This is a genomic window from Pseudomonas sp. URIL14HWK12:I12, assembly GCF_003097135.1.
Classification (GTDB): domain Bacteria; phylum Pseudomonadota; class Gammaproteobacteria; order Pseudomonadales; family Pseudomonadaceae; genus Aquipseudomonas.
This window is the reverse complement of sequence record NZ_QEQL01000004.1, coordinates 90,923-108,432: the sequence shown is the minus strand read 5'-3', so window position 1 is coordinate 108,432 and position 17,510 is coordinate 90,923. Positions and strand designations below refer to the sequence as shown.

General features: G+C 62.6%; 18 protein-coding genes. 9 read left to right on the top strand and 9 right to left on the bottom strand.

From position 1 onward, the window contains the following. The first annotated feature begins 50 nt into the window (after nucleotides 1-50). Nucleotides 51-785: a dienelactone hydrolase family protein gene (locus F474_RS13240; protein WP_097085147.1), complete on the top strand. Its 735-nt coding sequence runs from the start codon at nucleotides 51-53 to the stop codon at nucleotides 783-785. Nucleotides 786-848: 63 nt separating this feature from the next. Here the strand turns inward: F474_RS13240 and fabB are convergent, their stop codons facing one another. The 3 genes from fabB to F474_RS13225 all read right to left on the bottom strand — a co-directional run bounded on the left by fabB (nucleotide 849) and on the right by F474_RS13225 (nucleotide 4,738). Further along, nucleotides 849-2,069, bottom strand: coding sequence for a beta-ketoacyl-ACP synthase I (gene fabB / locus F474_RS13235; RefSeq protein WP_097085148.1), 1,221 nt, complete (start codon nucleotides 2,067-2,069; stop codon nucleotides 849-851). Between the two features lie 11 nt (nucleotides 2,070-2,080). Then, complete coding sequence (gene fabA / locus F474_RS13230) at nucleotides 2,081-2,596, bottom strand: 3-hydroxyacyl-[acyl-carrier-protein] dehydratase FabA (RefSeq protein ID WP_097085149.1); 516 nt, start codon at nucleotides 2,594-2,596, stop codon at nucleotides 2,081-2,083. Between the two features lie 231 nt (nucleotides 2,597-2,827). Further along, nucleotides 2,828-4,738 carry a response regulator gene (locus F474_RS13225; protein ID WP_097085150.1) on the bottom strand — a complete coding sequence of 637 codons (1,911 nt, stop codon included), beginning with the start codon at nucleotides 4,736-4,738 and terminating at the stop codon, nucleotides 2,828-2,830. A 176-nt stretch (nucleotides 4,739-4,914) separates the two neighbouring features. On the opposite strand from F474_RS13225, the gene F474_RS13220 reads away from it, so the two are divergent. The 8 genes from F474_RS13220 to F474_RS13185 all read left to right on the top strand — a co-directional run bounded on the left by F474_RS13220 (nucleotide 4,915) and on the right by F474_RS13185 (nucleotide 10,888). Continuing rightward, entirely contained in the window at nucleotides 4,915-5,940 is a 1,026-nt protein-coding gene (locus F474_RS13220) for an NAD(P)H-dependent glycerol-3-phosphate dehydrogenase (RefSeq protein WP_097085151.1), read from the top strand. A gap of 11 nt (nucleotides 5,941-5,951) precedes the next feature. Beyond that, the gene (locus F474_RS13215; RefSeq protein ID WP_097085152.1) at nucleotides 5,952-6,278 is read left to right on the top strand and encodes a DUF4389 domain-containing protein; all 327 of its coding nucleotides are present in this window, start codon (nucleotides 5,952-5,954) and stop codon (nucleotides 6,276-6,278) included. Beyond that, entirely contained in the window at nucleotides 6,275-6,733 is a 459-nt protein-coding gene (gene sixA, locus F474_RS13210) for a phosphohistidine phosphatase SixA (RefSeq protein WP_097085153.1), read from the top strand. Before F474_RS13215 ends, sixA begins: the two co-directional genes overlap by 4 nt. Before the next feature lie 17 nt (nucleotides 6,734-6,750). Continuing rightward, nucleotides 6,751-7,194: a hotdog fold thioesterase gene (locus F474_RS13205; protein WP_097085154.1), complete on the top strand. Its 444-nt coding sequence runs from the start codon at nucleotides 6,751-6,753 to the stop codon at nucleotides 7,192-7,194. A gap of 116 nt (nucleotides 7,195-7,310) precedes the next feature. Further along, on the top strand, nucleotides 7,311-8,114 hold the full coding sequence (locus F474_RS13200; protein ID WP_097085155.1) for an alpha/beta fold hydrolase: 804 nt from the start codon (nucleotides 7,311-7,313) through the stop codon (nucleotides 8,112-8,114). Beyond that, the gene (locus tag F474_RS13195; protein ID WP_097085156.1) at nucleotides 8,101-8,952 is read left to right on the top strand and encodes an alpha/beta fold hydrolase; all 852 of its coding nucleotides are present in this window, start codon (nucleotides 8,101-8,103) and stop codon (nucleotides 8,950-8,952) included. Before F474_RS13200 ends, F474_RS13195 begins: the two co-directional genes overlap by 14 nt. 51 nt (nucleotides 8,953-9,003) lie before the next feature. Next, nucleotides 9,004-9,828: a DUF4892 domain-containing protein gene (locus F474_RS13190; RefSeq protein ID WP_097085157.1), complete on the top strand. Its 825-nt coding sequence runs from the start codon at nucleotides 9,004-9,006 to the stop codon at nucleotides 9,826-9,828. A 10-nt stretch (nucleotides 9,829-9,838) separates the two neighbouring features. Then, nucleotides 9,839-10,888: an AI-2E family transporter gene (locus F474_RS13185; RefSeq protein WP_097085158.1), complete on the top strand. Its 1,050-nt coding sequence runs from the start codon at nucleotides 9,839-9,841 to the stop codon at nucleotides 10,886-10,888. A gap of 6 nt (nucleotides 10,889-10,894) precedes the next feature. On the opposite strand, the gene F474_RS13180 is transcribed toward F474_RS13185, so the two are convergent. The 6 genes from F474_RS13180 to F474_RS13155 all read right to left on the bottom strand — a co-directional run bounded on the left by F474_RS13180 (nucleotide 10,895) and on the right by F474_RS13155 (nucleotide 17,509). After that, on the bottom strand, nucleotides 10,895-11,968 hold the full coding sequence (locus F474_RS13180) for a HAMP domain-containing sensor histidine kinase (protein WP_097085159.1): 1,074 nt from the start codon (nucleotides 11,966-11,968) through the stop codon (nucleotides 10,895-10,897). Then, the gene (locus tag F474_RS13175; protein ID WP_097085160.1) at nucleotides 11,968-12,720 is read right to left on the bottom strand and encodes a response regulator; all 753 of its coding nucleotides are present in this window, start codon (nucleotides 12,718-12,720) and stop codon (nucleotides 11,968-11,970) included. The genes F474_RS13180 and F474_RS13175 overlap by 1 nt, the downstream gene beginning before the upstream one ends. 131 nt (nucleotides 12,721-12,851) lie before the next feature. Then, nucleotides 12,852-13,586, bottom strand: coding sequence for a phosphoadenylyl-sulfate reductase (locus tag F474_RS13170; protein ID WP_097085161.1), 735 nt, complete (start codon nucleotides 13,584-13,586; stop codon nucleotides 12,852-12,854). Between the two features lie 64 nt (nucleotides 13,587-13,650). Continuing rightward, the gene (gene pabB / locus F474_RS13165; RefSeq protein ID WP_097085162.1) at nucleotides 13,651-14,982 is read right to left on the bottom strand and encodes an aminodeoxychorismate synthase component I; all 1,332 of its coding nucleotides are present in this window, start codon (nucleotides 14,980-14,982) and stop codon (nucleotides 13,651-13,653) included. A gap of 8 nt (nucleotides 14,983-14,990) precedes the next feature. Continuing rightward, nucleotides 14,991-15,968 (bottom strand): alpha-L-glutamate ligase-like protein, encoded by a 978-nt coding sequence (locus F474_RS13160; RefSeq protein WP_097085163.1) that lies wholly within the window; start codon nucleotides 15,966-15,968, stop codon nucleotides 14,991-14,993. Beyond that, on the bottom strand, nucleotides 15,968-17,509 hold the full coding sequence (locus tag F474_RS13155; protein ID WP_097085164.1) for an inactive transglutaminase family protein: 1,542 nt from the start codon (nucleotides 17,507-17,509) through the stop codon (nucleotides 15,968-15,970). The genes F474_RS13160 and F474_RS13155 overlap by 1 nt, the downstream gene beginning before the upstream one ends. Nucleotide 17,510: the final 1 nt, after the last annotated feature.

Here is a 17,510-nt window from a genome sequence, read left to right as displayed (position 1 = left end):
TGGCGGGCTTTTTCTTTTTGTATGTATCGGGGTTATCCAAGGAGCCTTCCATGAGCACGATCACGCACGAATCGCTGGTGTACCAGGTAGATGGCACCTCTTTTGAGAGCCGCCTGGTATTCGATAGCGACATCAAATCTCCGCGCCCAGGCCTGGTCATGGCGCCCAACTGGATGGGTATTTCCGAAGGGGCCGAGCGTATTGCCACAGCAGTCGCCGCCCAAGGCTTCGTAGTGCTGCTGGCTGACCTGTATGGCCGGGACGTGCGCCCTACCAATGCCGACGAGGCCTTGGCAGCGATGATGCCGCTGAAGAACGACCGCGGCCTGTTGCGCAAGCGCATGAATGCTGTCCTTGACCAGCTGACCGGCCAAGGGCTGGCAGCGGTCGACAAAACCAACCTCGGCGCGTTCGGCTTTTGCCTGGGCGGCGCCTGTGCGTTGGACCTGGCTCGTACCGGAGCGCCGCTCAAGGCGACCGTGTCGTTCCATGGCACGCTCGATGCCCCGAACCCGGCTGACGCCAAGAACATCAGCGGTGCTGTACTGGTACTGCACGGCGATGCCGACCCGCTGGTGCCCAACGAACAACTGCCGGCCTTTATCGAGGAGATGAACGGCGCAGGGGTGGATTGGCAATTGGTCAGCTATGGCGGGGCCTATCATTCATTCACAGACCCTGAGGCCAATAATCCCGGCAAGCAGGAATACAACAAGAAGGTCTCGGACCGGGCGTTCCAGGCCATGTACAACTTGTTTGGCGAAGTCTTCCAGCCGCAGCATTGATAGCGGCCTGGAACGAAAAACGGCGCCCTAGGGCGCCGTTTTTCATGGGTGATCAACCCTCGATCACTTGCCTTCCCAGCGCTTGAGCACCAGGGTGGCGTTGGTGCCGCCAAAGCCGAAGCTGTTGCTCATCACCGTATTGAGTTGTACGTTCTCACGGGTTTCGCGCAGGATCGGCAAGTCGGCCACCGCTTCGTCGAGCTCGTCGATGTTGGCCGAGCCGGCGATGAAGTTGCCTTCCATCATCAGCATGCAGTAAATGGCTTCGTGCACGCCTGCTGCGCCCAACGAGTGCCCCGAAAGGCTCTTGGTGGAGCTGATAGCCGGAGCCTTGTCACCGAAGACCTCACGCACACCCTTGATTTCGGCAACGTCTCCCACCGGAGTGGAAGTGCCGTGAGTGTTGAGGTAGTCGATGGGGCCGTCGACCGTCGCCAAGGCCTGCTGCATGCAGCGAATCGCACCTTCACCGCTAGGGGCGACCATGTCGTAGCCATCGGACGTCGCGCCATAGCCGACGATTTCGGCGTAGATCTTGGCGCCACGGGCCAGGGCGTGCTCGAGCTCTTCCACGACGACCATGCCACCGCCGCCGGCAATGACAAAGCCGTCACGCTTGGCGTCATAGGCACGAGAGGCCTTTTCAGGCGTTTCGTTGTACTGGGTGGAGAGCGCACCCATGGCGTCGAACAGGAAAGATTGGCTCCAGTGCTCTTCTTCACCGCCACCGGCGAAGACGACATCCTGCTTGCCCAGCTGGATCTGCTCCATCGCGGTGCCGATGCAGTGTGCGCTTGTGGCGCAGGCCGAAGCGATGGAGTAGTTCAGGCCCTTGATCTTGAAGGGGGTAGCCAGGCACGCCGATACGGTGCTGCTCATCGTGCGAGTGACGCGATAAGGGCCAACGCGCTTGACGCCTTTTTCGCGCAGGATGTCCAAGGCTTCCATCTGGTTCAGGGTGGAAGCACCACCGGAGCCGGCGATCAGGCCAGTGCGGGGGTTCGACACCTGGTCATCGGCAAGGCCCGAGTCTTTGATCGCCTGCTCCATCGCCAGGTAGGCATAAGCGGCAGCGTGGCCTACGAACCGGTAAACCTTGCGATCGATCAGCTCCTCAAGGTTCAGGTCGATCGAGCCAGAGACCTGGCTACGCAGGCCCATCTCTTTATATTCTGGGTTGTAGCGGATGCCCGGGCGGCTCTTACGCAGGTTTTCGGAGACGGTCTCTTTGTCATTGCCCAGGCACGATACGATGCCAAGACCGGTGATTACGACGCGACGCATGCGAATAACCCTTAGAAATTTTCAGTGGACGTGAACACGCCGACGCGCAGGCCTTCGGCGGTGTAGATCTCGCGGCCGTCGACACTGACCGAGCCATCGGCGATGGCCATGTTCAGCTTGCCTTTGAGCACGCGCTTGATATGGATGTTGTAAGTGACTTTCTTGGCGGTGGGGAGCACCTGGCCGAAGAACTTCACTTCGCCTGACCCCAGCGCGCGGCCCCGGCCCGGCAGGCCCTGCCAGCCTAGGAAGAAGCCGACCAACTGCCACATGGCATCCAGGCCCAGGCAGCCTGGCATGACCGGGTCACCTTCGAAATGGCAGCCGAAGAACCACAGGTCCGGCGTGATGTCGAGCTCGGCGACCAATTCACCCTTGCCATACTTGCCGCCCTCGGTGCGGATGTCGGTAATGCGATCGACCATCAGCATGTTGGGGGCGGGCAATTGCGCGTTACCTGGGCCGAACAGCTCACCGCGACTGCAGCGCAGCAGCTCTTCCCGAGTAAAGGCGTGTTGTGTGGTCATGCGAGCTCCTCAATAGTCCCTGCTGGGCAGGGCGATCTTTCCGGCCGGCCTTCCGGTGTCATGAACCCGGCCGGTTTGCACAGTCATAGACTATTGCGTTGGTATGAAAGTCACAGCCGGCGGGCAATACAATGAACAACTGTTCACTGAAAATCCGCGCCCGGCACATGGCCCGCTGCACTTTATCACCGTTACGCGCAGGATTCGACCATAGTGATGGCCTGGCGCCGATCAACCGAGCCAGCGGCCAAGCAGTTGCTGGAGATCGGCGCGTTTGAAAGGCTTGGCCAGGTAGTCATTCATGCCTGCGGCCAGGCAGGCTTCGCGATCACCCAGTAGGGCGTTCGCGGTCAGCGCAATGACTGGCAGCTGTTGCCGGTCTGGCAGGCGACGGATGCGCCGGGTGCTTTCATAGCCATCGAGTACCGGTAGGCGGCAGTCCATCAACACAGCGTCCCAGTGCTGCTGTGCGACCTGCTCCAGGGCCGTGGCGCCGTCGCCAACCACGGTGACGCTGTGCCCGAGGCTGCGTAGCATGGCTTCGATGACGGTCTGGTTGACGGGGTTGTCCTCCACCAGAAGGACCCGTGCGACGGCCGGCTCTACCTTTACCTTCGGTTGTGGTGGCGGCAGGGGCTCTGCCAGATGATGGTTGCCTTCGGTGCGATGCAATGCCAGGGGTATTTCAAACGTAAACACCGAGCCCCGACCTTCCTCGCTACGGGCCCGCAGCGTGCCCCCCATGCGTTCGGCGAGCGTTCGGGCGATGGGCAGGCCAAGGCCAGTCCCCCCGTAGCGGCGCGAGATCGAGCTGTCGGCCTGGCGGAAAGCGATGAACATGCTTTCAAGCACTGGCGCGCCGATGCCAATGCCGGTGTCGCTGACCGAGCAGGTCAGCCAGGTCAGCTGATCGTCCAGGGCCTGGCAGCTGGCCTGCACGCGCACCACCCCGTGCTCGGTGAATTTCAGGGCATTGCCGATCAGGTTGACCAGCACCTGCCGGATGCGCGTGGGGTCGCCGTTGACGTTCCAGCTTTGGCTGGTTTCATCCAGCACCAGCTCTAGCGCGAGGCCTCGCTGCTGTGCAGTGTGCGCGAAAGCACCCACGCTGCTGTGGATCAGCTCGCCGAGGTTGAACGAGATGTGCTCCAGCTCCAGGTTGGCCCGCTCAATGCGTGAGAAATCGAGAATGTCGTTGATGACCTTGAGCAAATGTTCGGTGGACTGCGTCGCCAGCGTGGCGTATTCGGCCTGCTCCTCGCTCAACGGTGTGGTTTCGAGCAGTTGCAACATGCCGAGCACACCGTTCATGGGGGTGCGCAGTTCGTGGCTCATCATCGCCAGGAACTCGCTCTTGGCATTGTTGGCCCGCTCAGCTTCCTCGCGGGTCTGGATCAACTGCGCCATGGCCTCGCGTTGCTCGCGGCTAGCCTGTTCAAGGCCCAAGGCCAGATCATTGATGTGCCGCGCCAGCTCCCCCAGTTCGCTGTCGCGTTCTTCGGGGAGTGTGGTGCGAAATTCTCCGCGGCGGATCGCCTTGACGGCTTCGCTCATGTCGCTGATAGGCTGCGACAGGCTGCGCGCCAGGCGCCGTGCCAGGAGGAAGGTTATGAGCAAGGTGAACAGTGCCAGTACACCGGCCTTGAGCAGAATCTCCTGCTGGCGCTGGTTGAAACCGTCGTCGGACATGCCCACCAGTACTCTGCCCAGGTAATCATCGGCATGCAGCGGTTGCGGCCCTTCAAGGCCGGGATCGGCGTCGGCCAGTGCAAAGCGCTGCACGCGGATCGGGGCCTGGAACATTTCCATGCTTGGCGCCGGCGGCGAGTCCCCCGGCTGCTCGACACGCGCGAGCACTTTACCTGTGGGGTCCTGCACCTCAAGAAAGCGTACGTGCGGGATGTTCAGCGTGCCGCGCAGCAACCCCTCGAGCACCTGCGGGCTGGCGGTGACCACGCCATATTCGGCGGCCGGCGCCAGCTGCGTGGCGATCAGCTGGCCGGTGTGGTTCATTTCCTGGCGAAGGTCCTGGATCCGCACGAAGGTAAAGAAGCAGATCAGCAGAAGTGTCAGCAGCAGGGCCGGGCCAAGGCTGATGATATGAGTGCGGGCGTGAATGTCGCCGCGCCACCTGAAACTCATGGAAACGATTCTCCGAAGGCGCGGTCGAGAGCAGGGCGGGGCGCCATCTTACCCGGCTGGGCGCGCCTCGGCCATGGCCGGCGGACGGGCCGCGTTATGCGCGGCGGGCTGGCCGCGCTGGCCAGGGGTCGTATAATGGGCGGGTCGCTTCGTTGAGGCGTTCTTCTGGATAGATTATGACTGAGCGACAACCGATCGCAGTATTGGGTGGCGGCAGCTTCGGTACCGCCGTTGCCAACCTGCTGGGCGAGAATGGCCATGTTGTGCGGCAGTGGATGCGCGACCCGGCCCAGGCCGAAGCCATGCGTGTGCAGCGCGAGAACCCTCGATACCTCCGCGGGATCGCCCTGCACCCGGCGGTCGAGCCCACCACCGACCTTGCCGCCACACTGCAAGCGGCCTCGCTTATCTTCGTGGCGCTGCCGTCCAGCGCCCTGCGGGGGGTGCTTGCCCCACATGCGGCCACCCTGGCCGGGCGTATGCTGGTCAGCCTGACCAAGGGTATCGAGCCTGATACTTTCAAGCTGATGAGTGAGATCCTTGCCGAGATCGCCCCCCAAGCGCGCCTTGGCGTTCTGTCCGGGCCGAACCTGGCGCGTGAGATCGCCGAGCATGCGTTGACCGCCACGGTTGTGGCCAGCGAAGACGAAGACCTCTGCCGCCAGGTCCAGGCTGCATTGCATGGCCGTACCTTTCGTGTTTACGCCAGTGCCGACCGTTTCGGTGTAGAGCTCGGCGGCGCGTTGAAGAACGTCTACGCGATCATTGCCGGCCTGGCTGCTGCGCTAGGCATGGGCGAAAACACCAAAAGTATGCTGATCACCCGTGCATTGGCTGAAATGACCCGCTTCGCCGTGAGCCAGGGTGCCAACCCCATGACCTTTCTGGGCCTGGCGGGAGTAGGCGATCTGATCGTCACGTGCTCGTCGCCCAAAAGCCGTAATTACCAGATCGGCCACGCCCTGGGCCAGGGGCTGAGCCTGGACGATGCTGTCCAGCGCTTGGGCGAGGTAGCCGAAGGTGTCAACACACTGCGCGTCCTCAAGGCCCGCTCCGACCAGCTTGGGGTGTACATGCCGCTGGTTGCTGGGCTGCATGCCATCCTGTTCGAGGGGCGCACGCTGGACCAGGTCATCGAGGCACTGATGCGGGCCGAGCCCAAGACTGACATCGATTTCATTTCCACCAAAGACTTCACTTGAAAGGACGCACCATGGCCCCTCCTCACTTGCAACCGGAACAAGAATCGCTGCTTCTGCGCGTGCTGTGGATGCTCCTCTACCTGTTGGTGTGGCAGGTCGGGCAGTTCGTGCTGGGGCTATTGGTGCTGGTACAGCTGATACATCGGCTTGTGTATGGCAAGCCTCATGTGGGGATGATGAATTTTGGCGACAGCCTGAGCCAGTTCATGGCCCAGATCGGCCGCTTCGGGAGTTTTCATACAGATCAAAAGCCCTGGCCTTTCGCCGATTGGCCTGCGCATAGGGCTGCCGAAGGTCACGTGCCCGACGCCACTGCCGAGCAGGAGCCTCGCCTGTGAAACTATGGGTTCTGCGCCATGGGGAAGCCACCTTGCAGGCCTCGACCGATGCATTGCGCCCCTTGACTGATCATGGCAGCAAGCAGGTGCTGCACAATGCAACGTTCCTCCAGGGCCAGCCCTTGGCCGGTATTCTTGCAAGCCCCTACCTGCGTGCCCAGCAGACCGCACAGCTGGTGCAGCAGGCGTTAGGCGGTACGGTGGCGATGCAGACCGTGCCCTGGCTTACCCCCGACAGCGAGCCCGATGATGTGCTGGCCGAGCTTGGCCAGCGAGAGGGTAACTGGCTGCTGGTTAGCCATCAGCCACTGGTCGGGACCTTGCTGGGCCTGCTCGAGCGAGGTGAGCTGACAAGCCCCTGGCCAATGGGGACTGCGGCGCTTGCCGAGCTGGAGGGGGAGGGCGCGCTCGCCGGGCTGATGACCTTGCGTGCCTTGCATCACTCACCTCAATGACTGAAGGAGTTGCCAAGATGCCCTTATGGAAAACCCGGCCTGACCTGGACCAGCTCAATGCCCGCCAGCGAAACACCATCGGCGAGGCGCTGGACATCCGCTTCGAAGCCTTCGACGATCAGTCGCTCACCGGCAGCATGGCCGTGGACGCCCGAAGCCATCAGCCGCAGGGCATCCTGCACGGCGGGGCCTCGGTGGTGCTGGCGGAAACGATCGGTACCAGCGCGAGCTATCAATGTATCGATACCACCAAATTCTATTGCGTAGGGCTGGAAGTCAATGCCAACCATCTTCGAGCCGTTCGTAGTGGGCGGGTAACGGCCACCGCACACGCTGTCCATATCGGCCGCAGCACTCATGTATGGGACATTCGACTGGTCGACGACAGCGGCCGGGCTTCCTGCATCTGCCGGCTGACCGTGGCCGTGGTGCCGCTGGGTGAAACGCCGGCTGGCCGCTGATTTGCCCGCGGCCCGTCTGCCCGCGGCCCGTTTGGCCGCTGTTTAGGCCGATCCGCTGGTTGTGGCGCACATGGCCTGTGTCGAGAATGGCCCGATAGCCTTCAGAGCACCGCACCATGGCCGAGCCGCTGTTTTTCGCCCACGCCAACGGCTTTCCCAGCGAGGTCTACGGCAAATTGTTCGAGGCCTGGGCGCCGCACTATCACGTGGCGCACCTGGGCATGCATGGGCATGACCCCCGTTACCCCGTCAGCGACAACTGGCCATCGCTGGTCGATGAACTGGTGGAGCATCTGCGCCGGCAACCTCGCCCTGTATGGGGCGTGGGGCATTCGCTGGGGGGTGGATTGCATTTGCATGCCGCCCTGCGCCATCCGGAGTTGTACCGCGGGGTGGTGTTACTCGACTCTCCGTTGCTGACTCGGGTAGACCGCTGGCTGGTGCTGGTGGCCAAGCGCCTGGGGCTGATAGACCGTATTACGCCGGCTGGCCGAACCCAAGGGAGGCGTGAGCGCTTCGAAAGCCTGCTGGCCGCGCGGGCTTACTTTTCCAGTAAGGCGCTGTTTCGTGCGTTTGATCCTGACTGCCTTGAAGCCTATCTGGCCCACGGCTTGCGCAGCGAAGGCACTGGCCTGCGGCTACGCTTCGAGGCCGCGACCGAACTTGCAATCTACCGCAGTGTGCCCCACCGGCTGCCCGCCCCGATGGCGACCTTGAAGTTACCCTTGGCGCTGGTGCAGGGCGAAGACAGCCGTGTGGTACTGCCTCATCACGGATGGCATGCGCGCCGGCTGGCCCGTGGCGAGTTTCACCGCATGCCCGGTGGCCACATGTTCCCTTTCGAGCATCCGGTTGCGACGGCAATGTTAGTGCGCTCGGTGATCCAGCGATGGGAGCGAAAGTGCAATGACAGCGTTTGAGCAGGTTCGATTCAGCTTGCCGCACGTCGAATTGGCCGGGCAGTTCAGCGGCCCGGCCGGGGGGGCTCCATGCCTTGCGTTGCATGGTTGGCTTGATAACGCCGGCAGCTTCGCGCGGCTCGCTCCCCGGCTCACCCATCTACGGCTACTGTCTCTGGACTTGGCAGGTCATGGGCTCTCCGGCCATCGAGCTACCGGTGCCGATTATCCGTTATGGGCTTACGCCGAGGATGTGTTGCACGTGGCCGCCTCGCTTGGGTGGGACCAGTTCAGCCTGATCGGCCACAGCCTGGGGGCGATCGTGTCGGTACAGTTGGCGGCCGCTTGCCCGGGTCGCATTGAGCGGCTTGCGCTGATCGATGGCTTACTTGCGCCCACCGAAGCCGCAGAGCACGGCCCGGCGCGGCTTGGCCAGGCGCTGGGCGAACGCTTGTTGCTCGCCAGCAAGCGCAAACCTGTCTATGTCGACCCTGAGCGCGCGGTGCTCGCCCGCCAGCGTGGGCGCTTGCCGGTCAGTGAAGAGGGCGCACGCTACTTGGCCGAACGCGGGTTGATGGCTGTGCCCGGCGGCTTCACCTGGCGCACCGACCCACGGCTGATGCTGGCGTCGGCACAGCGGATGTTGCCGCAGCAAGCCATGGCCTATGCGCAGGCAGTGCGCTGCCCGACCTTGCTCATGCTGGCTGAGGGTGGCGTGCTGGCGGCGCAGCGCCCGCTGCTGGCTGAGCTACCCTTCGAACAGGTCACTCTGCCGGGCGGCCATCATCTGCATCTGGATGATGAAACCGGTGCGATTCTTGTAGCAGGTTGTATCAATCGCTTTTTCGCAGATTGTTGACTTGCCGGCAGGAACTGCTGAGGCTTGGCGGCCGTTTTCAAGGAGAAAGCCATGCCTGTTGTTATCCCGGCGCATCGCGCGACACGCGTAGTCAAGCCACTGGCCTGTTGGTTCGCGCTCGCGCTGGGCCTTAGCACGGTAGGTGCGCAGGGGGCTGAACTGGCTGATTGGCTTCCCGGCCCCGATGCCCGCGTGGTCGATCAACGGTCGCTCCAGCAGCAGGAGCGCTTCTACCCCCTCGGCCCACTGCGCAAGATCAGCGGGCAATTGCGCATGGAGGGGCGGCTGGACGTGCGGGGTAAGGTGGAATCGCTCACGCAGGAGTACCCTACCGAGCGCACGATGAGCACACTGTTCGACAGCGCCCGGGAGGCACTCCGCGAACCCGGCAGCCAGGTGGTGTTCTGGTGCCAGGGCCGCGATTGCGGCGAAAGCAGCCTGTGGGCCAACGAGGTTTTCGGCAACGCCCGGCTCTTCGGCGCCGATGAACAGCAGGCGTTTCTTCTGCAGCGTCAGGATGCCCGCACCCTGGTTGCCCTTTACGGTGTCACGCGAGGTAATCGGCGAGTCGCGTTGCATGTTGAGAGGCTGGTGGCGGAGCAGCCGCTAGGGGTGTTGCTGCCTACCCCTTCGACCTTGCTTCGCGAGCTGCGTAGCAGCGGCCGCCTGGCTTTCGCCGACCTGGCCGACATGCCGCAGCCGGAATGGGTGGCAGTAATTGCCCGGGGCCTGAACCTGGACAGCACCTTGCGCGTCAGAGTCTGCGGCCCACATGCTGCGGCCTGGCAACAGGCGTTGTATTCGCAAGGGGTGCGCCAGGGCCGCCTGAGCCTGTGTGAGCAGGGGCAGGCGCTTTCACTTGAGTGGTTACGCTAAGGGTCGATGAATGATCAACAATGATCGCCTGCTGGTGCAGTTGCTGCTGCTGGTATTGCTCGGGGCGTGCGTGTGGGTGCTATTACCCTTTACCTCGGCTTTGTTGTGGGGCGCGATCCTGGCCTACGCAAGCTGGCCGCTGATGCGCCTTCTGACGCGGCTGCTCGGCGGGCGCGCCACGCTCGCTGCCGGGGTGCTCACCACCGGCTGGTTGCTGCTGGTGCTCATGCCGCTGGTGTGGCTGGGCTTCAACCTGGTCGATCACGTGCGTGACGCCACAGTGTTCGTGCGTGACATTCAGGTCGAAGGGTTGCCTGATGCGCCGGCATGGCTAGGCCAGGTGCCTTGGGTAGGTGAGCGGCTGGTCACTGGCTGGAACAGCCTCGACCAGCAAGGTGCGGCAATGTTGCAATCACTCAAGCCCTACATGGGGCAGGTCGGCAACTGGCTGTTGGCCCGCAGCGCCCAGTTGGGCAGTGGGCTATTGGAGCTGACCCTGAGTCTGGTTTTCGTTTTCTTTTTCTATCGCGACGGCCCACGTGTCGAGGCGTTCGTGTTGAGCCTGCTGCAGCGACTGATTGGCGACCGTGCACAGCACTACCTGGTGCTGGTCGCCGGCACCGTGCAGAGGGTTGTCAACGGCGTGATCGGCACTGCCGCCGCCCAGGCCGCCCTGGCCTTGATCGGTTTCCTGATCGCAGGGGTACCAGGCGCATTGGTGCTCGGCATCTTCACCTTCCTGCTCAGCCTGATTCCCATGGGGCCACCGCTGGCCTGGATCCCTGCCACCGGGTGGCTGTTCTGGCAGGGGCATTGGGGCATGGGGGTCTTCCTGGCGATCTGGGGCACCTTCGTGATCAGCGGCGTCGATAACGTTCTCAAGCCCTACCTGATCAGCCGTGGCGGCGATCTGCCCCTGGTAATCGTGCTGCTGGGTGTCTTCGGCGGCCTGTTGGCATTTGGCTTCATTGGCCTGTTCATTGGCCCGACGCTGCTTGCCATTGCCTACAACCTGTTGACCGACTGGGCCCGGGGGAATGCTGGGCGCACGCTCTCCTGATGCGCTTCAGCGCGGCAGGCTGACCACGGCTGTCAGCCCACCGCCGGGGGTGTCTTCCAGCACCAGGCTGCCGCCCAGGCGTTGGGCCGCCTCACGGGCGATGGTCATGCCCAGCCCGACGCCCCCGGAATTACGGTTGCGCGAACCTTCGAGGCGATAGAACGGCTCGAATACCGCTTCGCGCAGCTCCAGGCTAATGCCTGGGCCGTAGTCGATCACCCGCACCACCACCTGCTCGCTGGAATCGGTCAGTTTGACGGTAGTTGCGCCGCCATAGCGAAGCGCGTTATCCAGCAGGTTGGAAATGCAGGAGCGCAGTGCCATCGGTTGAGTGTAAAGGGGCGCGCAGTGCCCCTCTGCGTTGGCCTGAGCCCCGTTGTCCTGAGCGTTTTCGCACAGCGACTCGACCAGCGCCTGAAGGTCATACCATTGCCGGGCCTCTTCGGTGCGCTGTTCGTGGAGGTAGCTCAGCGTCGCATCGAGCATGCCGATCATATCGTCCAGATCTTGTCGCATCTGGCTCTGCAACTTGCCTTCAGGCATCTGTTCAAGGCGAAGTTTCAAGCGGGAGAGCGGTGTTCGAAGATCATGGGATACCGCCCCGAGCATGCGAGCACGCTGCTGCACCTGCTTGCGAATACGCTGCTGCATTCGATTGAACGTGTGCGCCGCCTGGCGGGCTTCACGCGGGCCCAGATGCTCTTCGATCGGTGGGCTGTCGAGGTTCTCGGACAGCTGCTCGGCAGCCTCGCTGAAGCGCTGAATGGGCCGTGAAAGAAAGCGTGCGCCGAACCAGGCCGCTGCAACCAACGTCACCAGTTGGAACAAAAAAGGCACCAATGGCCCGCGCAGTGGCGAATGCGGCTCGTAGCCTGGGGGCGGGGTTGGCCTGCCTTGGGCATCCAATGGTGGGCCGAACCCAGGCGGGTGCGGCTGGTTGACCCCTGCCGGCTGCTCAGGGGGCGGTGGCGGCGGAAAGCCGTAATGCTGGAACCAGAAGAAGGCCAGCACATGGGCAAGCACAATCGCAGCCAGGGACACCCCGAACAACCGCGCGAACAGCGTGTCAGCTGCTCGCATCAACCGATGTCCCGCGCGTCGAACAGGTAACCTTCACCGCGTACGGTCTTGATCAGGGTAGGGGATTTAGGATCATCTCCCAGTTTCTGTCGCAGGCGTGAGACCAGCAGATCGATGCTGCGATCGAACGCCTCGATGGATCGGCCCCGCGCCGCGTCAAGCAACTGCTCACGGCTCAGCACCCGCCGAGGCCTTTCCAGAAACACCCATAGCAAGCGAAATTCCGCGTTCGACAGGGGCACCACCAGCCCTTCGGCGGAGACCAGTTGGCGCAGCACGCTGTTCAGCCGCCAGTTGTCGAAGCGAAGATTACTCCGGGTATCGCTGCGGTCATCGCGCACTCGACGCAGTATGGTCTGAATGCGCGCCACCAGCTCGCGGGGCTCGAAGGGCTTGGCCATGTAGTCATCAGCCCCTAGCTCCAGGCCGATGATTCGATCAGTGGGTTCGCAGCGCGCCGTGAGCATCAGGATTGGAATGTCGGACTCTGCCCGCAGGTGCCTGCACAGCGCCAGGCCATCTTCCCCAGGCAACATCAGGTCGAGAATCACCACGTCAAAAGTTGCCTGTTGCATGGCTGCACGCATGCCATTGCCGTCGCTCACGCCTTGGCCGTGGATGCCGAAGCGGGCCAGGTAGTCGATCAGCAGTTCACGAATAGGTACGTCGTCGTCTACGATCAGCGCGCGCGTATTCCAGCGTTTATCTTCATGGAGAACGTTAAGGGTGTCGAACGGCGCGGTCATGAGCATGCAGTCGGTTCTCGGGCCCGCAGCGACCGCTGCGGGCAGATGGGAAAAGCATAGGCTATGAACCGGACGTGTTGAGGCAATTTCGACACTGTATCAGCCCTGATACAAACCGGGCCGACTCACCCGAAGGGTCAGGCCTTGGCGATGACGTTGCCCGCGTGCAGGCCGCATTCCTTCTGAGTTGCCTCTTCCCACCACCACCGCCCCTCGCGCTCATGCTGGCGAGGCAGCACGGGCCGGGTGCAGGGCTCGCAACCGATGCTGATGAAGCCGCGCTCGTGCAGTGGGTTGTAGGGCAGCTCGAGCATGCGGATGTACATCCACACCTCTTCGCTGGTCATCTGGGCGAGCGGGTTGAACTTGTACAAAGGGCGCTCGGGGGTAGAGAACGCGCCGTCGATTTCTACGGCCGCGACCTGGCTGCGAGTGCCCGGGCTCTGGTCGCGGCGCTGGCCGGTGGCCCAGGCACGCACAGTGGCCAACTTCCGGCGAAGCGGGGCGATCTTGCGAATGCCGCAGCATTCGCCATGGCCGTCCTTGTAGAAACTGAACAGGCCCTTTTGCTTGACCATCGCCTGCAGCGGCTCAGGCTCGGGCGACAGCACTTCGATAGCGATGCCGTAATGCTCACGCACTTGCTCGATGAAGCGGTAGGTTTCCGGGTGCAGCCGGCCGGTGTCGAGGCTGAAGACTTTGACCTGCTTGTTCAGTTTCAGGGCCATGTCGACCAGCACTACATCCTCGGCCCCACTGAAGGAGATCCACAGGTCGTCGCCGAAATGTTCGAAGGCAAGCTTGAGAATGTCCTGTGGGGATTTACTGGCATAGGCCGCTGCGGTTTCGGCAACGTCGAAAGGATGGCTCATCAGGCGGTTTCCTGTTTGCTTGGCGCTTTGGCGCTCGAATGCAACTGATGGTAACAAAAAAGCCTCAGCCCAGGGCCTCCAAGAGCACCTGGACCTTGTAGAAGGATTCTTCGTACTCGGCCTCCCATACCGAGTCTGCGACCACCGCGCCGCCCCCCCAGCAATGAATCGCATCACCCTTGACCAGCAGGCTGCGGATGGCGATGGAGCTGTCCATTTCGCCGCGCACGTCTACGTATAGCAATGAGCCGCAATACAAGGCACGGTGAGTCGGTTCGACTTCGTCGATCACTTGCATGGCACGGATTTTCGGTGCGCCGGTGATCGACCCTCCAGGGAAACTGCCTGCCAGCAGGTCAAGGGCGTCGCGACCGGCCGCCAGGGTGCCGGTGATGCAACTGACCATGTGGTGCACATTGGGGTAGGTTTCGAGCTCGAACAGCTCCGGCACACGGACGGTACCGACCTGGCAACTGCGGCCCAGGTCGTTGCGCAGCAGGTCGACGATCATGAGGTTTTCGGCCCGGTCTTTCGGGCTATTCAACAGCTCTGCAGCGTGTGCGGCGTCTTGTTCGGGCGTTTGGCCGCGCGGGCGAGTGCCCTTGATCGGGCGCGTTTCGACTTGACCTTCGTGCAATTCGATGAAGCGCTCTGGTGAATGGCTGAGCAGGCTGAAGCCGCCGGGCAGCTGCATGAACCCTGAGTAGGGCACTGGGCAGGACGTGCGCAGGCGCCGGTAGGCGGCCCAGGCATCGCCCTGGCAGCGGGCACTGAAGCGGCGGGTGAGGTTCACCTGGTAGCAGTCGCCAGCCTGGATATAGGCCTGAACCCGCTCGAATGCCCTGCGATAATCCTCGGCGCTGATATCACTGGCGAAGGGGGCTGTCAGAGCGAATACACCGTCATCGCCGGTCGGTGGCGCCTCGAACAGCGCTATCAGGCGTGCCCTGTCGCGGTCGGGCAGGCTGGGATGAAAGATCAGCGTGCTTCTTTGCGCCTTGTGGTCACTTGCCAGCGCCCAGGCGTAGAGGCCCAGGCTTGCGTCAGGCAGGCCGAGGTCGTCGACGTTTGGCGCGGGCAGCCGCTCCAAGCGCCGGCCGAAATCATAGGCCAGGTAGCCGATCAAGCCACCGGCGAAGGGCCACTCGCCCTCGAGCTCGGCCGGCCCCAGAGCAAGGAGCGCTGCGCGCAGGCGCGCCAGGAAACTCAGGCCAGCTTCGCCTACCAACGGTTGCAGGTAGGTGCTGGGCCAGGCGCTGAGCAGGTCGAACCGGCCGCGGCTGGCCAATGGATGGGCGCTGTCTAGCAACACCGCGCCCGGTGCGTGGCGGATACGCGCGAAATAATCGGCCGGGTCGGCTTGGTAGGGCAGGGCATGAAGGGTACAGGCAGGCATGGTGGGCTTCAGGTGTCGACGTGGCCGAACAGGGACTGAACGAATGCTACCCGTTCTTCGGCGGTTTCGCTGCGGTCGCTTGCTTCCAGCTGCTGCAGGTGCCGCTCGATCGCCTCAGTGCGCAGGCTCAGCCCACAGTTATTGGCAATCTGGATATTCAGCCCGGGCCGGGCGTTGAGCTCTAGAATCAGCGGCCCTTTGTCTTGGTCCAGGACCATATCGACACCAATGTACCCCAGCTCACACAGCTCGTAGCAACGCGCGGCCAGCAGCATGAAACCGTCCCAGTACGGCAGTTGGACGTTGTCCACGGCGTGGGTGGTGTCAGGGTGCTTATGGATGATGTTGTTCAGCCAGGTGCCTTGCAGGGTGATGCCCGTGGCGAGGTCCACGCCTACACCGATTGCGCCCTGGTGAAGGTTGGCCTTGCCGCCGGATTGCCGGGTGGGCAGGCGCAGCATGGCCATGACCGGGTAACCCTTGAGCACGATGATACGGATGTCCGGCACCCCTTCGTAGCTGATGCTTCGAAAGATCGGATCGGGCTTGACGCGGTACTCGATCAGCGCGCGGTCGCGGTGGCCGCCCAGGGAATACAGCCCGGTGAGGATGCTGGAGATCTGATGCTCGATGTCGGCGCGGCTGATCAACCTGCCAGACACCGTTCGGTACTGCCCCTCGAAGCGGTCGGCGATCACCAGGATACCGTCGCCACCAGCGCCCTGAGCGGGCTTGATGACGAAATCGTCGTGACCACCGATGAACTGGTCGAGCTCGCGGATCTGCCGCTCGGTGCTTATCACGCCGTAGAGGTCCGGAACGTGAATGCCCGCAGCGAGCGCGCGCTGTTTGGTGAGGATCTTGTCGTCTACCAGCGGATAAAGGCGGCGCGGGTTGTATTTGAGCACGTAATCGGCGTTGCGCTGGTTGATGCCCATGATCCCGCGCGCTTTGAGGGCTTTCCAGGTTTTCCAGAAGCCAAACATCAGCGCCCATCCTCGCCGCGCGCCAGGAACGCCTTGAAACGCACCAGTTCGCTCAGCCGGTAGCCACGGTAGCGCCCCATCGCCAGCATGAAGCCAACCAGGATCAGCAGCACGGCGGGGAAGGTAAAGACGAAATAGATCATCTGTTCGATGTTCATCAGGACATGCGCCAGCGACGCGGCGAACAGCGTGCCGACCGCCACCTTCATGGCGTGGCCGCCACCTCGCTCTTCCCAGGTGATGGAAAGGCGCTCGATGGTCATGGTCAGGATCACCATCGGAAACAGCGCTACAGACAGGCCCCGCTCAAGGCCCAGCTTATGGCTGAGCAGGCTGATCGCGGCGATCATCACCACCACGAACGTCAGCACCACTGACAGGCGCGGCAGCATCTGCAGCTTCAAATGCTCAAGGTAGGAGCGCAGCGACAGCCCCAACGCGGTGATAAGGCTGAACAGCACGATGCCATAGCCCAGCTGGGTTTCGCGAAAGGCAAGGGCGATCAGCACCGGGGTGAAGGTACCGAGGGTTTGCAGGCCCACCAGATTGCGCAGGATCAGGATCACCAGAACCCCGATCGGGATCATCACCATGATCATGAAGGTTTGCTGGGTTTGCAGCGGCAGGCTGTACAGCGAGTACTCGAGGAAATCCGCGTCGGTGTTTTCGTCGGTGAGCTTGGCCAGGCGTATGGCGTTCATTTCGCTGTTGTTGAGCGTAAAGGTGACCTGAAGCTTCTTGCCGCCCTCGACCGTGATCAGGTTGTCGTCACCGCTCCACCAGATCAGGCGGTCACTGGGCAGGCCCTGCTCACCGGTTTCAGGGTTGAAATAGAGCCAATCGCTGCCGTTGAAGCTGCGTAGCCAAAGCTCGGGCATCTGCGGAGCGTCGGCCACCAGGCGCAGGGTGTGGACCCGCTCCACCGGAACGTGTGCCACCGACAGCAGCAGGTCGATCACCCGAGCCTTGTGCGTAGGCGATGAGTCACCCGCCAACAGCAGCCTGACGTTATCGTCCTTGAGGTTGTTGACCCGCTTGATGGTTTCGCTGATGAAGGTCTCGACATCGGCAGAATGCTGGCGGATAGGCGCAAGCAGCGCTTCGGCAGCGACCTTTTCAGGGCCTTCGAGTGGGGCGCTGTCGCGAAAGATCGGGCCTTTGGCCGGGTTTTTTTCATTGCTGTAACGCTTGGTCAGCACCAGGCGATAATAGAGCGTCTGGTTGCCGGAGGCTCGGCGTGAGGACCACGTGACCTTGCGGTTGCCATCGACCCGGTTGACGTTCACCCCGTAGTTGTTGGAGATGAAGCTTTCGTTGAGGCTGACGTAATCGCGGGTCAGGGGCGGCACGTACATCTGCACCTTGACCGGGGTTTTGGGGCTGGCAACGAATTCGACCTTGGCGTCGATGTTCCATAGGTCGTCAGTTTCGTCTTCGGTGACCGGAATACCCAGGCCGAATATTTGATAACCGGTGATGCCGGCGCCCAGCAGTACCAGTAGCGTGATCAGAATCTTCAAATGCAGGTTCGACGAACGCATG

Excerpts from the sequence above, each read along its gene's own strand:
- F474_RS13185 (WP_097085158.1), top strand. The coding sequence starts at position 9,839 with ATGATCAACAATGATCGCCTGCTGGTGCAGTTGCTGCTGCTGGTATTG.
- F474_RS13190 (WP_097085157.1), top strand. The coding sequence starts at position 9,004 with ATGCCTGTTGTTATCCCGGCGCATCGCGCGACACGCGTAGTCAAGCCA.
- F474_RS13205 (WP_097085154.1), top strand. The coding sequence starts at position 6,751 with ATGCCCTTATGGAAAACCCGGCCTGACCTGGACCAGCTCAATGCCCGC.
- F474_RS13195 (WP_097085156.1), top strand. The coding sequence starts at position 8,101 with ATGACAGCGTTTGAGCAGGTTCGATTCAGCTTGCCGCACGTCGAATTG.
- F474_RS13180 (WP_097085159.1), bottom strand. The coding sequence starts at position 11,968 with ATGCGAGCAGCTGACACGCTGTTCGCGCGGTTGTTCGGGGTGTCCCTG.
- F474_RS13220 (WP_097085151.1), top strand. The coding sequence starts at position 4,915 with ATGACTGAGCGACAACCGATCGCAGTATTGGGTGGCGGCAGCTTCGGT.
- fabB (WP_097085148.1), bottom strand. The coding sequence starts at position 2,069 with ATGCGTCGCGTCGTAATCACCGGTCTTGGCATCGTATCGTGCCTGGGC.
- F474_RS13170 (WP_097085161.1), bottom strand. The coding sequence starts at position 13,586 with ATGAGCCATCCTTTCGACGTTGCCGAAACCGCAGCGGCCTATGCCAGT.
- F474_RS13225 (WP_097085150.1), bottom strand. The coding sequence starts at position 4,738 with ATGAGTTTCAGGTGGCGCGGCGACATTCACGCCCGCACTCATATCATC.
- F474_RS13200 (WP_097085155.1), top strand. The coding sequence starts at position 7,311 with ATGGCCGAGCCGCTGTTTTTCGCCCACGCCAACGGCTTTCCCAGCGAG.
- F474_RS13240 (WP_097085147.1), top strand. The coding sequence starts at position 51 with ATGAGCACGATCACGCACGAATCGCTGGTGTACCAGGTAGATGGCACC.
- F474_RS13215 (WP_097085152.1), top strand. The coding sequence starts at position 5,952 with ATGGCCCCTCCTCACTTGCAACCGGAACAAGAATCGCTGCTTCTGCGC.
- fabA (WP_097085149.1), bottom strand. The coding sequence starts at position 2,596 with ATGACCACACAACACGCCTTTACTCGGGAAGAGCTGCTGCGCTGCAGT.
- pabB (WP_097085162.1), bottom strand. The coding sequence starts at position 14,982 with ATGCCTGCCTGTACCCTTCATGCCCTGCCCTACCAAGCCGACCCGGCC.
- F474_RS13175 (WP_097085160.1), bottom strand. The coding sequence starts at position 12,720 with ATGCTCATGACCGCGCCGTTCGACACCCTTAACGTTCTCCATGAAGAT.
- F474_RS13155 (WP_097085164.1), bottom strand. The coding sequence starts at position 17,509 with ATGCGTTCGTCGAACCTGCATTTGAAGATTCTGATCACGCTACTGGTA.
- F474_RS13160 (WP_097085163.1), bottom strand. The coding sequence starts at position 15,968 with ATGTTTGGCTTCTGGAAAACCTGGAAAGCCCTCAAAGCGCGCGGGATC.